The 13,564-nt window shown below is 51.8% G+C and carries 9 protein-coding genes; 3 read left to right on the plus strand and 6 right to left on the minus strand.

Annotated features, from left to right (window positions below; all coding sequences use genetic code 11):
- Positions 1-34: 34 nt before the first annotated feature.
- Entirely contained in the window at positions 35-3,109 is a 3,075-nt protein-coding gene (locus VMY05_11475; GenBank protein ID HUV31691.1) for a helicase-related protein, read from the minus strand.
- A gap of 302 nt (positions 3,110-3,411) precedes the next feature.
- Between VMY05_11475 and VMY05_11480 the strand changes: the two genes are divergently transcribed.
- Positions 3,412-4,550 (plus strand): IS3 family transposase gene (locus VMY05_11480; GenBank protein ID HUV31692.1). Its coding sequence is split into 2 segments (ribosomal slippage): positions 3,412-3,667 and positions 3,667-4,550, totalling 1,140 coding nucleotides; the frame shifts between segments, so codons are not numbered across the junction.
- A gap of 383 nt (positions 4,551-4,933) precedes the next feature.
- On the opposite strand, the gene VMY05_11485 is transcribed toward VMY05_11480, so the two are convergent.
- From VMY05_11485 to VMY05_11500, 4 genes are read right to left on the minus strand one after another with little or no spacing between them, the layout of a single operon-like run.
- Positions 4,934-5,887, minus strand: a complete 954-nt coding sequence (locus tag VMY05_11485) for a hypothetical protein (protein HUV31693.1) — start codon at positions 5,885-5,887, stop codon at positions 4,934-4,936.
- Positions 5,880-7,955 (minus strand): hypothetical protein, encoded by a 2,076-nt coding sequence (locus tag VMY05_11490; protein ID HUV31694.1) that lies wholly within the window; start codon positions 7,953-7,955, stop codon positions 5,880-5,882. The genes VMY05_11485 and VMY05_11490 overlap by 8 nt, the downstream gene beginning before the upstream one ends.
- Position 7,956: 1 nt before the next feature.
- Positions 7,957-8,967, minus strand: a complete 1,011-nt coding sequence (locus VMY05_11495; GenBank protein ID HUV31695.1) for a hypothetical protein — start codon at positions 8,965-8,967, stop codon at positions 7,957-7,959.
- Positions 8,968-8,975: 8 nt separating this feature from the next.
- Complete coding sequence (locus tag VMY05_11500; GenBank protein HUV31696.1) at positions 8,976-10,328, minus strand: DNA methyltransferase; 1,353 nt, start codon at positions 10,326-10,328, stop codon at positions 8,976-8,978.
- 285 nt (positions 10,329-10,613) lie between these two features.
- Here VMY05_11500 and thyX point away from each other — a divergent pair, with 285 nt between their 5' ends.
- Positions 10,614-11,507: an FAD-dependent thymidylate synthase gene (thyX, locus tag VMY05_11505; protein ID HUV31697.1), complete on the plus strand. Its 894-nt coding sequence runs from the start codon at positions 10,614-10,616 to the stop codon at positions 11,505-11,507.
- 8 nt (positions 11,508-11,515) lie between these two features.
- On the opposite strand, the gene VMY05_11510 is transcribed toward thyX, so the two are convergent.
- The gene (locus VMY05_11510; GenBank protein HUV31698.1) at positions 11,516-12,106 is read right to left on the minus strand and encodes a hypothetical protein; all 591 of its coding nucleotides are present in this window, start codon (positions 12,104-12,106) and stop codon (positions 11,516-11,518) included.
- Positions 12,107-12,441: 335 nt separating this feature from the next.
- On the opposite strand from VMY05_11510, the gene VMY05_11515 reads away from it, so the two are divergent.
- A complete protein-coding gene (locus VMY05_11515; protein ID HUV31699.1) occupies positions 12,442-12,813 on the plus strand; it encodes a transposase in 372 nt (123 codons plus the stop codon).
- The last annotated feature ends 751 nt before the right edge of the window (positions 12,814-13,564 follow it).

The following is a 13,564-nucleotide window of genomic DNA, read 5'->3' on the forward strand; positions in this document are numbered from 1 at the left end:
CGCGGAGGCGCTCTAATTCCGATCTACTCATACGTCAGCATAGCTCCATCCAGGCCAGGAGGGTCGGTTTGACCCCGAGAGGGGCCTGACCCTTCTTGAGGTACGTGTTCTTGATGTGCTTGTCTATCGTGCCCCGTATTTCACTAAGCGATTTCTGCTGCATGGAAGTCTTACGCGCCGTCCGGGTTGTTGAGCGGATCAGATCGACCATAGCAGTAGGATCCTCCTCTATGCCCTCCGTTTTACAATCGTAGAGGTACCATCGACAGTTTCCGGCCTCACGCGTCCATTCTCCTTTCTCTGCATCACGGGCGGGGATAGAATAACACAGGAACACGGCGCTGGCGTCCTCTGTGGGGTGAGATTTGCCGCTAAAGACCTTCAGAGGCAATCCATCCAACTGTTCAGCCAAGCCCGGGTGATTTCGCAGCAGCCTTTGATACTCGAGAAACATCTTTTCTGTGGATGTGACCTCACCCTCGTAGGCGTGATCGAAATCCCTCAGGGCATCATAATCATCGTCCGGGGTTATAAGCTTCTTTCCCTCGATCCCGAACACCTTCGAAATCCGGAGCGTCTTTTTCGATACCTTGTTATAGAGGTTGAGAAGCCGGTCGAGGTCATCCGGCGGCAAAAAGTTCCAGATATGGACCTGCCGGGGATCATCGATCTGGTCAGGGCGGTCTCGCAAAATCCGGTTTTCTATAGTGCGGTCCAGTCGTCTGTCAACACGGCCGATGCGCTGCATGAGACGTACCGGATTCCAGTGGAGGTCGTAATTTACGATACAGCTGGCGTCCTGGAGATTCAGGCCTTCCGAGAGAACGTCGGTCGATACCAGAACACGAATCTCATTATCCCCGAGTCGTTCGATGGCGTCAGCGAGTAACTTGTTATAGTAGGGTGCAAAGGCCTTGATGATTTGCCCTCTATCTCTCTTGGTACCGCTGTCGACCTCCTGCAGTGGCCCAATTCCCCTAGCGTGCAACTCCCGCCCGAGGTATCTGGCCGTATCTATGTATTCGGAAAAGATCAGGACTTTGTGCTTTTTCAATCTCTTGTCTCGTTTGATAACGGAAACAAGAGCCCGCAATTTGTCATCGTTCTTCGGTGTAAAACTCTTCAGTTCTTCGAGGAATTCGGCAAGGAGATCGAGATCCAGAAGAGTATCTTTGATGATCTTTGCGACATCGTATTCTTTCGGGTCCAGATCCTCGAACAGCTCCAGCAATTCTTCGGGGATAACATCATCCTCGAAGTCCTCTTCTTCGATTGCACCGCGCTCAATCTGATGATCCCGGATTCTTTGTATAAGAGCGCTGTGACTGACCTGCCAGCGTTCTGAGTCCGGCGGCTCATGTTTCTGCACAAAGGCCAGAAGTTTGAGCAGGAGGGCCTCACAGGTGGCCTGGAATGCGACGGCCGAACTCTCGAACCGCTTCAGCAATTGAGTCCTGATGAGGCCGACCACCTGTTTCTGCCGTCCGTGCTCCATGGGATCAATAGCTTCGTCTTTCCCCCGATAGTAGGCCAGAGGATAGTAAACCCCCAGTCTGAGCAGAGGACGGTTCCGGCTCATAGCCTTCTCGATGCAGTCCAGAAGAGAACCATATGTCTTGGTCAGAGAATACGCGACGACCTTGGGTGCTTTGCGCTCGGGGAAAAGGATTTCGCGCCCGCGGTGTTGCTTCTGGCTTTCCCGAACATAAGCCCGGCTTCGCTGGACAACAAGAGCCCGGAACAAGTCGTCCTTGGCCAGGACCTCCTCGGCCTCTTTCAACGTGATGCCACCGGCGTCGTACGGGTTGCCGTCGATAACCTTCTCCAGGGCCTTTTCCATTTTCCTGAAGTGTCCCGAAAGGCTGTGAATCCCGAGAGGTGCCTCTTTGAAATGGTCACCCTCTTTGCGCGAGAACAACTCAATCAGGTGCTGCAGATCCGGGAGCTTGTTGTTTATTGGCGTTGCGGTGAGAAGGAATACTTGCTTTCCTTCGGCCATCTCGAAGAGTCTTCTGCTGCGAGCGGCAGCCTGATTGCGGAAATGATGGGCCTCATCGATAACGATAGCATCGACTACCCGTGCGATTCTGTCCATGCGCTCCTGGTAAATGCCCTCGCGAAGCAGATCCGTATGGTTATAGGTGGCGAGGTTGCTGAAATCGCCGGACTGGTCGGGTAGGTACCGGCGCAGATCGTCTTCCCAAACCGGTCCGCGCGCAGATTTGGGCACGAAGAGCGCAACCTTCTTGCGGTCGTGTAGGAGTCTCTCAATCACCATCAGCCCGATATATGTCTTACCCAGACCCACTCCATCACAGAGGAGAGCCCCGCCATGGCTTTTGGCGATCTTCATGAGGGCGCGATAACCATCCTTTTGGTACTGGTCCAGTATAGGGTAGACCTGTGATTCTTCGAGTTCCCACTCACCGATAGTCATCTCATGACCGCGATAAAATTCGTGGAGCGATTTGGCGTAGACCTGGAACGGAGTGTATTGACGGATGTGGCGTTCAATGACCCTTAGGACTTCCTCGGACACATCCTCGGCCTTACCCCAGTGCTTCTCGAACCATTCCTGCAGCAAATCGACCTCACGGCGAATCTGAATATTCAATTCAACGTTTGTCGTGAGGCCCGGATGAGTGAAGTTGCTGGAACCCACGAGAGCGGATGACCCGATCACGGCCTGCTTGGCGTGGGTGATATAAGCCTTGGCGTGAAACTTGTCCTGTGTATAGATCCTGCAGGCTACTTGACCCTTGGCTATGGCATCTACCATCGCTGGCACACCGGTCAGGAAATCATTCGACTCCTTTTCCTTCTCAATGCTCTGGTCGAGGACAGTCTTTGCGGCTTCAATGCCTGCCAGGAGTGCCTTTTTGGTCCGCATTGACACCTGGTCACCCATGAGAATCCGCAACTTCTCGAGCTTCTGCCACTGACCGTCAAGGGCGAGCAACGCCCCAATTTCGAAGTAACCTGTTGCTATGTCGAACCGATTGGCGACGTCGGCCCATTCGTGCAGGTACTGCCTGACCTTCCAGTCGGAATCACTGTTATCGACAATAAACAGGTCTCCGCCGGAGCGCTTCTTTGTGTCGCTTGTCACCTTGTGATCTGCCTTGGCCGCTTGTTTTTGGCTTCCCCTAACCGGTTTGTCCGTATGCCAACGGTCAGTGTCAACCGGAAGACCCGCCCTATCTCCCGTCGCAGTACTTACGTCACTACCAATATAGGCTGTCAAGGCCCGCAAACGCAAGCGGGACTGTCACAAAAAAACCGGGATCGTCTAGACGGGAAATGTGAACGTGCTCGCAGGCTGTCCTGGAGAGCTGACGTTCTCCCAAAAAACTGGACCAATGTGAGCTTAAGGATTTCACTGTAAGCGGTTCTTGGAAGGAGGACGGCACAGTGAAGAAGAAGCGCTTCACAGAACAACAGATAGCTTATGCCCTGCGATTGGCCGAGCAGGGGACCCGGGTGGTGGAGATCTGTCGGAAGCTGGGCGTATCCGAGCCGACATTTTATGCTTGGAAGAAGAAGTATGCGGGGATGGGGGTTTCGGAGCTTAGGCGAGTCAAGCAGCTTGAGGAGGAGAACCGTCGGCTGAAGCAGGTGGTGGCGGATCTGACGCTGGACAAGCAGATGCTTCAGGAGGTGCTGTCAAAAAAGTTCTGAAGCCCGCGCGCAAACGAGAGGCGGTGACATGTTTGACCGAAGGGTATGAAGCAAGTCATCGTCGGGCGTGTGGGCTCTTAGAGCTTGGCCGATCGACGTTTTACTACGTATCTCAGCGCAAGGACGATCGGGCAATACGTATGCGATTACGAGAGCTGGCCGCAGCCAGGCCACGGTTCGGTTACCGTCGACTGTATCTGCTGTTGCGAAGGGAGGGTTGGCGAATCAACCACAAGCGGGTGTATCGGCTCTACGGGGAGGAAGGTTTGAGTGTAAGAACCAAGAAGCGTCGCAAGCGGGCCAGCCACTGCCGGGTGGCGCCAGCACCTCCCTCAGCACCCAACCAGCGTTGGAGTATGGATTTCATCGCGGATACCCTCGACAACGGGCGGCGTTTTCGGGCGTTAACGATCGTAGATGTGTTCACTCGGGAGTGCCTCGCAATCGAGGCTGACTTCTCGCTGCCTGCCCGCCGGGTTACGGCGGTTCTCAACCGTTTGGCGGCCACCCGGGGACTGGCCAGGATTATCACGGTCGACAACGGTTCGGAGTTCTTCTCCAAGGAGATGGACTCTTGGGCCTACCGCAACGGCGTACAGCTCGATTTCATCCGACCCGGCAAGCCGGTTGAGAACGCCTACATCGAAAGCTTCAACGGCCGGCTCAGAGACGAATGCCTCAATGCCGAGCTGTTCTTGACATTGGACGATGCCAGGTGCAAATTGGCTGAGTGGAAACAAGACTACAACAAGGTACGTCCGCACACCTCCCTGGGCGACATTCCTCCCTCGGAGTTCGCGGATCAATGGATTTCAAACCGACCGCAGAAAGTCGAAATCCTTAACCAAGAAGTGGTGCAGTTAACGGGGTGAGGTCAGAGGTCAACAGGACTAACCTAAAAAGTGGTACAATAACTGGGGGCGGGTCAGCCGGGTAGTCCCATTCAGCGTCAGATTGCCCTGTGCGTCGTGTTTTACCTCGATCCGACTCAAGGGTCGCCTTTCCTCCTCCGAGGCCCTCCTACGGCTATTCAGGAAGCCGTACACAGCTCCGAGGCTTGGAAATCGTTCATCAGGCGGGCGGATGGCCCACTGACGGTGTGCATCATACAGATTCTGTGGCATTTGATCCTCCTACTCGATTGGGATTGGTTGATGGATGAGCGGCGGGTGTGGTGCCGCCAGTTCAGTGTAGGAGGATGCCCAGTATCGTCAATTGCCCTTCAAGGCAATTGCGGTGATTTCATGTGGCCCCATTAAGAGAACTCGACTACATATCGCCAAATATTGGTTATGCCTTTCGCTGTTCGCCGAGGATAGGATGCGCAATACGGGAAGATGATGCTCGTAGGAGTTCTGAGGCATTCATATATATAGTAAATGGCAAAGCCAAGAGCCTGTGGCTTAGTTGCAAGTGGGCTAAGATATAGGTTAGTTAGTCCATACCTACACTTGAGCCGCTTGACCGTGGTCTGCAATACACTCGCTACCGTGAACGGGTCGTTGGCCGGAGCGAAGAGATGCTCGGTGTGATCACTCGTGCCATCCCCAATATCTTCTGCGGCCGCGTTTGCCCGAAGCCTATTCTCCATATACATGTCCGCTTTCAGCGATGGCAAACCAAACAATTGAATCTTCCTTGAGCTTCTCTTGTAGTCGGCAACGTGAGCTATGAAATGATGGTCGTAACCGGATCCTACAATTAAGAAATCCTTTGATGTATCAACATTATGTTCTCCTTCAAATCCGGGGACTTGGCGCACCTCTTCGACCAACTCGTCGGAGAACTTCGTCTTGCCTCGCTCGCTGTACACCACTGGCTCAGAGTAGAGGGCGTCGAATTTCCGAACACCACGAAGCCTGAGCCACAGTACTAGGTACATCAAATAAGGACGAATAAAGCCTGTAATATCGACCGCTATCCTGTCTGGAATCCGTCGCAGGTCGAGCTTTGTCCACATTCCTTGAATGAACTCCGCCTCTGAAGAGTGACCGTTCGCGTAACATTGACCGGGAGGGAATTCGGCCCTGTCGTACTTGAACTCAGGCATTAGGAGCCATAGTTTTCTTGCCGCTTGGATCTTGTCGTATACTTTTCGCACACGCTCCGCATCGGAGTATGCCGATATAAATAAGTCATATGTACGGGCCTCATTCCAGTCTGACTCATAAGAGAACTTGTCCTTGTAGAATATGCCATAATCAATCATCTCTCCCCCCTCCTTCGAACATATCAGGTTGGCCAAGGTCGGGGCGCCGACTTCCAAAGTGAGGTGCCATCATAGCGGCTAGCCTTTTATCAAAGAACCTATCGAATCCACCGTTAACAACCATCGTCTGATGATCGAAGATTACTGATACTGCCAACCCGTCTAAAGCTAGGTCGCCGCGCTTGAAGATCGGCAAGTCCCAACGTGGCGCCAGCATTCGATTTAGCTGGTATATTTTGTCAATCCTTTCCGAATTCCTGTCCTGCCTCTCACTCACTACAACGAGCAGCGAGTGATCGCAGCACAGCTTGATAATTCGCTGAGCCTCTTCCGTAACCCCTGACAGATCCGTGCTGAATGCAACAAGCGAGCACTCAGACGGCTTGTCGCTAAAACGTACGCTCCTAAAAAGAGTGGCAAGGCGACCAATACTATCTCTAGCAAGTGAGCCATCTCGCCCTCTAATCTTCGCATCGGCGTAGAACCAATCAGTAGCACGTCTGACACCGTCCTCTTGGCTCGCGATACTGATCTGTGTAAACTTGAACGGATCCTCGTCGCGGAACAAAGCGCGATCAAAAGTCCTCTTCAGTAGCACGAGAAGACTTCTGGGTACGCCCCAAGACATTGAGATCATCATCTTGAGCCCCCTGTACCGTTGTTTGAGACCGCAATCCTTGCGGAGCTGCGCAAGAAGGTCAGACTTGAAGTGACTCAGAACGCCGTCATAATCAGCCGCTCTCTCACCAGGCTCGACAAATGCAGAGCATTTCGCTTGAATGCAAGTTGCAGCGGAAAGCAAATCTTCTCCATCTTTCCAAGCGCGATAGAAGAGGAATATATTCAACTTCTCCAGCAGCGGTTCTTCACTATGCGCTAGTTGCGATATGACCTCTTCGATATGCCCTGGTTCCTGCAAACCCGGCGCAATACGCGCACTGAGCGCGACGCTTAGTTGGGATCGCAATCGAGCGAAGTACGGTCGGTCCCGTGCGACGTATTTGGACATTATTCGCTCGCGCTCAGTATCTTCGAGATCCTCTGTGTCCGAGCCTTCGAAAGATCTCAAAAGCCTATCGCTTAGCTCAGGCGCTTGCTCAAACTCGGGACGAAAGTACGAATGCTCTATTAAGCGTCGGGCTATGAGCCGCATAGCAAAGTGCTCGTAGTGTTCGTTATTGCGGAGCAGGTCGTCCAGCCTGACCTCCTCGAACTCTGAGCCTTCAACAAGCATCTCATTGGCACTGAGAGTATAATAGGTGCGATGCCCGTACAATCTGGCGCCGACCTTGAAAGTAGAAGGGTTCTCCTTTTCCTTGATTAAAGTGTTCACATACTTCTGCTGTTCCTCTGTGATGTTTTCCAGCTCATCGATGAGATACACGAACACGCAGTCTTTTAGATTACTGAGGTGTTCCGCCAGTACCTTCGGGATGCCGAATATCAGATAACCCGGATTGGCAGTCACGTCAACCTCGATCTTACTCGTTGAGGAAATGTCATTGACCGCCCTATCCAGCTGCTTCTGCAATCCACTCATGTATATGCATAGCTCTCGCAATGTATTCGGTACCTCACCGTGAGTGTGAGTGAAAAGCTCCCAGACATCTTTACATAAAGAAGATTCAGTCTCCTCCGGCATCGGTTGCGACTCGTACACTTCCGTAACGCAGTTCAGCAGCACTTGTGCAAGCCATAGGTCGAGATAGTACTGGAACACTCTTGCCCAGTAGTCATCTGCCATTCCCTTACCACTGAACCGCTGAGCGTTCAGCCCACCCATCCGAACGTATATTCCGATGTAGCCGTCTTCTGTGAGACCCTTTAGGATATCACTTGAATTTCTGATTGATTGGCTTCGAAAAGAGTAGTACCGCAGTAAATGAGTCTTGCCGCTGCCTTTGCTACCCAAAAGGAGCATCGGTACAGGTGATCTAGGTTTCAAAATGGTGTCGAATCCGCCATCCCCGTTCGGTCCTGTCAGATCCACCCAGAACTGCAGGATTTCTTCGTCGCTGAAGTCCTTTGCCTGTGTAATATTGAAAGGGTTTGTTTTAACATGCACCATCTCATACCCCGCCGTACAGTTTCGGGTATCGTTTGCAGATAGGAATCCAAGGAGGCTCCGTTGGTTCGTCAAACCAAATCACAGGAAGTGTATTGTCCGGCACGTTGTGATGGAATCCCAGAAGCAACTGGCAGTCATCAAATCCGAGTGCATGAGCAGGTTGTACCAACCTCTCGCCGAATAGCCTACACATGTCTCTCGTAGCTTTCTTCATATCGGCCATATCCTCAGAAAAATAGCGCGAGTTTGCCCCGAAACACTTAAACGTTCTATCAAGTTCAAACACAGCATCTACATGGTCAAAGAGTGTGTTTCTTACTATCGTGTCAATACCGTCTGAAGTCGCGACTAACACAAGGTACGAGGTCTCCACATCTTCATCGAAGCCCTTGATTCTCTCTACAATACTGCGAGAGTATTCAAGGCCTTGTGATCCGAACCCGCAGAAGTCGTCGATGAAAATGTAACGCTTGACCAAAGGGTAACGAAGTCTCAGTCTGGTACCGAATAGCGCTCTAAACAACGATCGCAAGAACCGCCCTCCTCTGAAGTCCATTCTTAAGTGATTTCCTTCGAAGATTTGATGGGCATTCACGAACAGGTCCTTGCCCAGCTGGTTCTCTTGTCGGAAGAAATAGAGCAGATGGGATCCGCTTTCGGAGGGGTTTCCCACAGGGATGAAACGGGACCTTCTTAACTCCCGCTCGTAGTGCTCGTGTATTGTGTTTGCATCGAGAGTATGATTAAGACTTCTACGAATATTCGCGACGATACGATACTTGACTTTGTCTCTATACATCGACTTTAGTAGTGACCTGATTTCCTTGCTCCCAAAGTACAGGAAATTCGACAATAAGTACAGCGCGTTAACCTCGTAGTCTGGGAATCTTGCACGTTCTGATTTAAAGTTTGAGACCCAATCCTCTATCATCGGCTCCGTAACTTGTCGTTCCCATATTAGCTCGTTCAACTCCTGTATGTTATCGATGAGTTCTGGTGCGCGAAGTGCCATGAATCCCCCTACTTGGTGAACAACATCACCCACTCCTTCTGCATCACTCTCGAAGTACAGTGACGCTTGGTTTGCAGTGCTCTTGATCTGATCTTGTCTGTTAGGACCAGCCTAGTCCTAAGACCTGCGTCTTCGCAAATGGCTTGAGTGATCTCGTGGTTTGGAAATCTCCTCCCTACAAAGTGACCGTCACCGACGATGATAACCAAACTGCCACCCCTCTTCAAAGCGTGGGCTACTACACTCATTGCAGACTTCATTTCCTCCACATATGTAGCTGCAATTTGTGCTCTGGTCCGATTGCGATTCCAAACATACGAAACGAACCGATCCGCCACCGCGATGCCCGTTTTAGAGAGTCTTTTTGTTCCATTCGCTCTAGTCTCTTCACGGCCAATCACTCGATCTTTCAACACTGGCATCGTCGCTGAATCGCACAACTCCAGCCAGCCCAGACTGAGGCTGGAGGCCCGAATGTACTTCTGTGCTCCAGGATACGGTGGAGAAGTGATTACGAGATCGACGCTGCTCCTCTCGATGTGATGTTGCCTTTGGTCCTCCGCATTCAAAGATCCATTGCACAAGTGCCGTATGTCGCCGAGAATAGCCCTAGAGTAGTTTGACAGATCTGCATCGACAACAAACTGCCGCATCCGTTCAATGTTCGCTTCCGCAATCGCCTCGAACACAGCGTTGACCTTGATTCGCTCAAGATTATCAAGGTGTCTATTATATCGTTCCCTAAGGGTATGCCCTTCTGGATACTTGTTGTGCCTCAGGCGCACCGGAACAGAAAACCTAGGATCCGCTAGACACACCTTTCTAATACACTGCGACAAACAGACCAAGAAGAAATCTCTCAAATCCTGATTGCGGCTCGCATTGATCGCGACTTTCAACTTCTTCAGCTGGCGTTTCACCCTCGCAGTGAACCAGTAGTCCATATTGATGACATCTGGGTCATCCGAACTGCCCCCAGTTTCGGTCCGTTGGATTACGGCTGCGAGAGCCCGTCTAAGACGTGCAGGATCAATGGGGGTCGTCTTGACCTTGGAGATAAGACAGGCTAACGGATTCACATCGACGCCGATTGCACTGCGTCCAGCTAGCAAAGACTCCAACAGCACAGTACCGGAGCCACAAAAGGGGTCCAGAACTGTGTCACCTGGACTAGATAGGACATCATTCTGGAGGAAGAACTTGGGAATGTGGGCCAATAACTTAGCGGGGTAGGTGTGGATCAGGTGCGTTGCGCGGTCGCAGCCGTTCACTCCCGAAACTAAGTCTCGAAAGCTGACGGCCTGTGGCCTGCTCGTGATGTCATACCGGCTCATCAAAGCTTCTAAGATGTGGTCATTCATTTGCTTCCACCTTCACTAATGCGGGGATAAGCCCTCGGAGGAGGATTGTGTCCTCCATTCTTGAGTTGTGACCTACTTCACACACAAGCCCTTCGCCGTTACAACCCAAATCGTGACATTGTTTCCAAATTAATTAAAGAAAACCATTTACTACTGAGTGTCAAGCGGCCATATTGTATTTCGTACTCGAGCCCGCAAATCAAGATTTGCGAACTGGCCGGTCAGTCGATTGTAAACCTCGACGCGACTTCTCATAGAACGCGTGAACCGGCGGAAAGGAGCGACATGGTATCGCCAGAAATCAAGGCGGAGGCGCAGGCACTGATAAATAAGGAATTCCGTGTCTTGGACAAAGGTTTTGTAAGACTAGTGGATTTCATGGGTTCAGATGCGTCGATTGTTCAGGCGGCCAGAGTTAGCTACGGCAAAGGCACCAAAGCAATTTCCGAGGATGAGGCGCTGATAAGATATTTGTACCGTCACCGCCACACGACGCCATTCGAGATGGTTGAGTTCAAATTCCATGTTAAACTGCCGATTTTCGTGGCGCGACAATGGATCAGGCATAGGACGGCCAGCGTGAACGAATATTCGGGAAGATACTCTGTCATGCGGGAGGAGTTCTTCGTACCGGAAGTCAGCGATCTGAGGATGCAGTCGAAGGCAAATCGACAGGGCCGCGACGAGAAACCAGTAGACTCTGATACCGCTGAGAAGTTCCTTGCATCGCTCAAAGGGACGCAAGCGGACGCCTACGAACGTTACACTTCCTTTGTTGAGACCGGACTGGCAAGGGAGCTGTGCCGCATCGACTTACCATTGTCTGTCTATACCGAGTGGTACTGGAAGATGGATCTGCACAATCTTCTACACTTCTTGGATTTGCGTACGAGTCCATTAGCACAGAGTGAGATCCGCAAATACGCTGAAGTTATGGCATCCATAGTGAAGACAGTCTGTCCCCTAGCTTATAGAGCCTTTGAGGACTACCGCAAGCATGCCATCACTTTCTCTGTGCCTGAACAGAGAGCATTGGCACAAATGCTCAAGCAGCCCCGCCCCGACGATGAGGAGCTACTGGAACTTGGTCTGGGAAAGAGAGAAATCGACGAGTTCAGCGACAAGCTAGCTGAGGTGGCGCGGAGGGCAAGTTCTGGTAGCCAAGAAGGACCGAGTTAGCGAAGCACCTAAGTCAAGTAATTGTCGATAATAATCCTGGACCAGCTCTCGTACTCCCCTATAAGATTCAGAATCTCCGGCACTGTCATTAGGGTCGGCTCTCTGTGCAATACAGACTCCCTTACGCTCACCTCAGGCGTCTTGAGCCAGCATTCGAAAACCAAACCGAAGTGCACCCTCCCCACGGCGCTGCCATCATCGTAGATCATTCCAACAAATGGACGTGCAGAGCTGAGGTCTACCTGAAACTCTTCCCGAATCTCACGGTCGCGTGCGGTCTCAATTGCCGCCATCACTAGGCAATCTTCTGACTTGAAATCGCTGCGGTTTACGTGTCCACCAACACCAAGCGATTGGCGATTGTGAAGACGATCCTCGTCACCGGCACCGGTTCTTCTGTAGGTGAGTACTCTTTCTTCATACCTCAACAAGGAGTATGGAATGATCTGGAGCATGGACGGCTGTTCTTCGACTTCCCCCCGCCTTGCGAACTCTACCGAATTCAAGATCTCGTCAAGAATTCCTGTGTCTGTGAAGAACTGGCCCGTGCAAGGTAAGCTGACACGGTCCCTCTTGAAGACTAGGACGTACTCATTCATAGAAGTCACCAAGTGCGCAGGTCCACGGTTCCTACAAGATTCAAAACAAGACACCTTTTTCTACTCTGGGACCATTCTGGGACCACTTTTGCTCCAAAACGCTCCAAATCAATCCAAAGTGATGCTTGAACAAATATGCCTTATCTGCCTTGCTCATTTTGCATTACGATGTCACTCAATCACTTGACGAATCGTCATGATCAGTTTTTAAGTCCCTGGTGTCTACCTGTTCCGCCACTCCGGCTAACAACAACTTACGAGGATTGAATCGGTCGCACAAGGGACTTTTTCAGTACGGTGCTTGCGCTCTGTCAGCATATACGAACGGCCCATTGATGTTGACACATCAAGCATGTTGCCCGGGGCTGCGGCGACGGTCTCAGTGTGAGCAGGTAGCTTCCTGGTGTCAGCTTCTGATCAGCATCGCCCTGGCCAGCTACACCGGACTAACTCCGATCGTGAGGTCATCGGGGGAGTCGGTCTGGACGGGAGGCATTACCCGGTTGGGTTACCGGGCGCTGCGTCACGCTCTGGTGGAAGCATCAATCAACGCTGTCCGGAAATCACCGGAGTTGAACCGAATGCTTTGTCGCATTCTCTATCGCAGCAATGTTCAGAAGGCACAAGTGGCGGTGGCCCGAAAGCTGGCCGTCATCATCTATGCCATGCTCCGTCGCAGCGAACCGTTTCGTCTGGAGACAGCATAAACAGAGGACCAAGAGTCGGAATTGCAGATGAGCGGTCAGCCCGGAGGTTTGGGCTGGGTCGAGAAGAACCCGGGCTTTGTGAGTGGGCGGCCGCTCCTACGGAACAATATCGTGGGCCTTCACAGCGAAGAGCTCGAATAGGTGACCAGAACAATCCGACGGAAACACGCGCGTCCAAAGGACCAGAAAGAAGAAAGAAACCCTTGACCGCGGCCTTTTCATAGGTGTCCATCCTGTGACCACGGTTGACAAAAAGAGACACAACTAGACAAAACTAGACAAAAAGAAACAAAAAAACCTAAATCTATCCTGTTAAGCCAGTTACGGCCTATTTTACTGCATTCCAACAGGTTACACAAACACCCCACGGAGAATCCCTGCCTCTCCGCCAGATTGATTTGTACCCTCCCGCGATTCTAATCTACAATGCGTCGTACTGGTGAGGAGATTTCGAGCCTCTCGCCAACTGCCGGCGGTGTGTCAGTGAGGGGGTAGGCGGGGCGAAAGTCCACAAAACTCATCTTAATACTCCCGTGTTTGCCGTGCAATACCGAAGCGTCGCTTGACATGTCGTCGGGCACGACTTGCAATTGGTGAAGCGGTGGCACAGAGGAACACCGGCAAACCTGTTGACTTACGGGGGTGGTCGGCTATATTGAAGCAGGACGATAGCGCGGCCTCTGATTCCTCATCTTGCATTTGCCCCACAGGTCGTTAATTGCATCTAGCATTCGGCACACGGGAGGTACGC

It is taken from the genome of Acidobacteriota bacterium (assembly GCA_035529075.1).
Lineage (GTDB): Bacteria > Zixibacteria > MSB-5A5 > GN15 > FEB-12 > DATKXK01.

What these genes read in the sequence shown, in the direction of transcription:
- VMY05_11485 (HUV31693.1), bottom strand. Translation starts at nt 5,887, where the DNA reads ATGATTGATTATGGCATATTCTACAAGGACAAGTTCTCTTATGAGTCA.
- VMY05_11490 (HUV31694.1), bottom strand. Translation starts at nt 7,955, where the DNA reads ATGGTGCATGTTAAAACAAACCCTTTCAATATTACACAGGCAAAGGAC.
- VMY05_11495 (HUV31695.1), bottom strand. Translation starts at nt 8,967, where the DNA reads ATGGCACTTCGCGCACCAGAACTCATCGATAACATACAGGAGTTGAAC.
- VMY05_11500 (HUV31696.1), bottom strand. Translation starts at nt 10,328, where the DNA reads ATGAATGACCACATCTTAGAAGCTTTGATGAGCCGGTATGACATCACG.
- thyX (HUV31697.1), top strand. Translation starts at nt 10,614, where the DNA reads ATGGTATCGCCAGAAATCAAGGCGGAGGCGCAGGCACTGATAAATAAG.
- VMY05_11510 (HUV31698.1), bottom strand. Translation starts at nt 12,106, where the DNA reads ATGAATGAGTACGTCCTAGTCTTCAAGAGGGACCGTGTCAGCTTACCT.
- VMY05_11515 (HUV31699.1), top strand. Translation starts at nt 12,442, where the DNA reads ATGTTGACACATCAAGCATGTTGCCCGGGGCTGCGGCGACGGTCTCAG.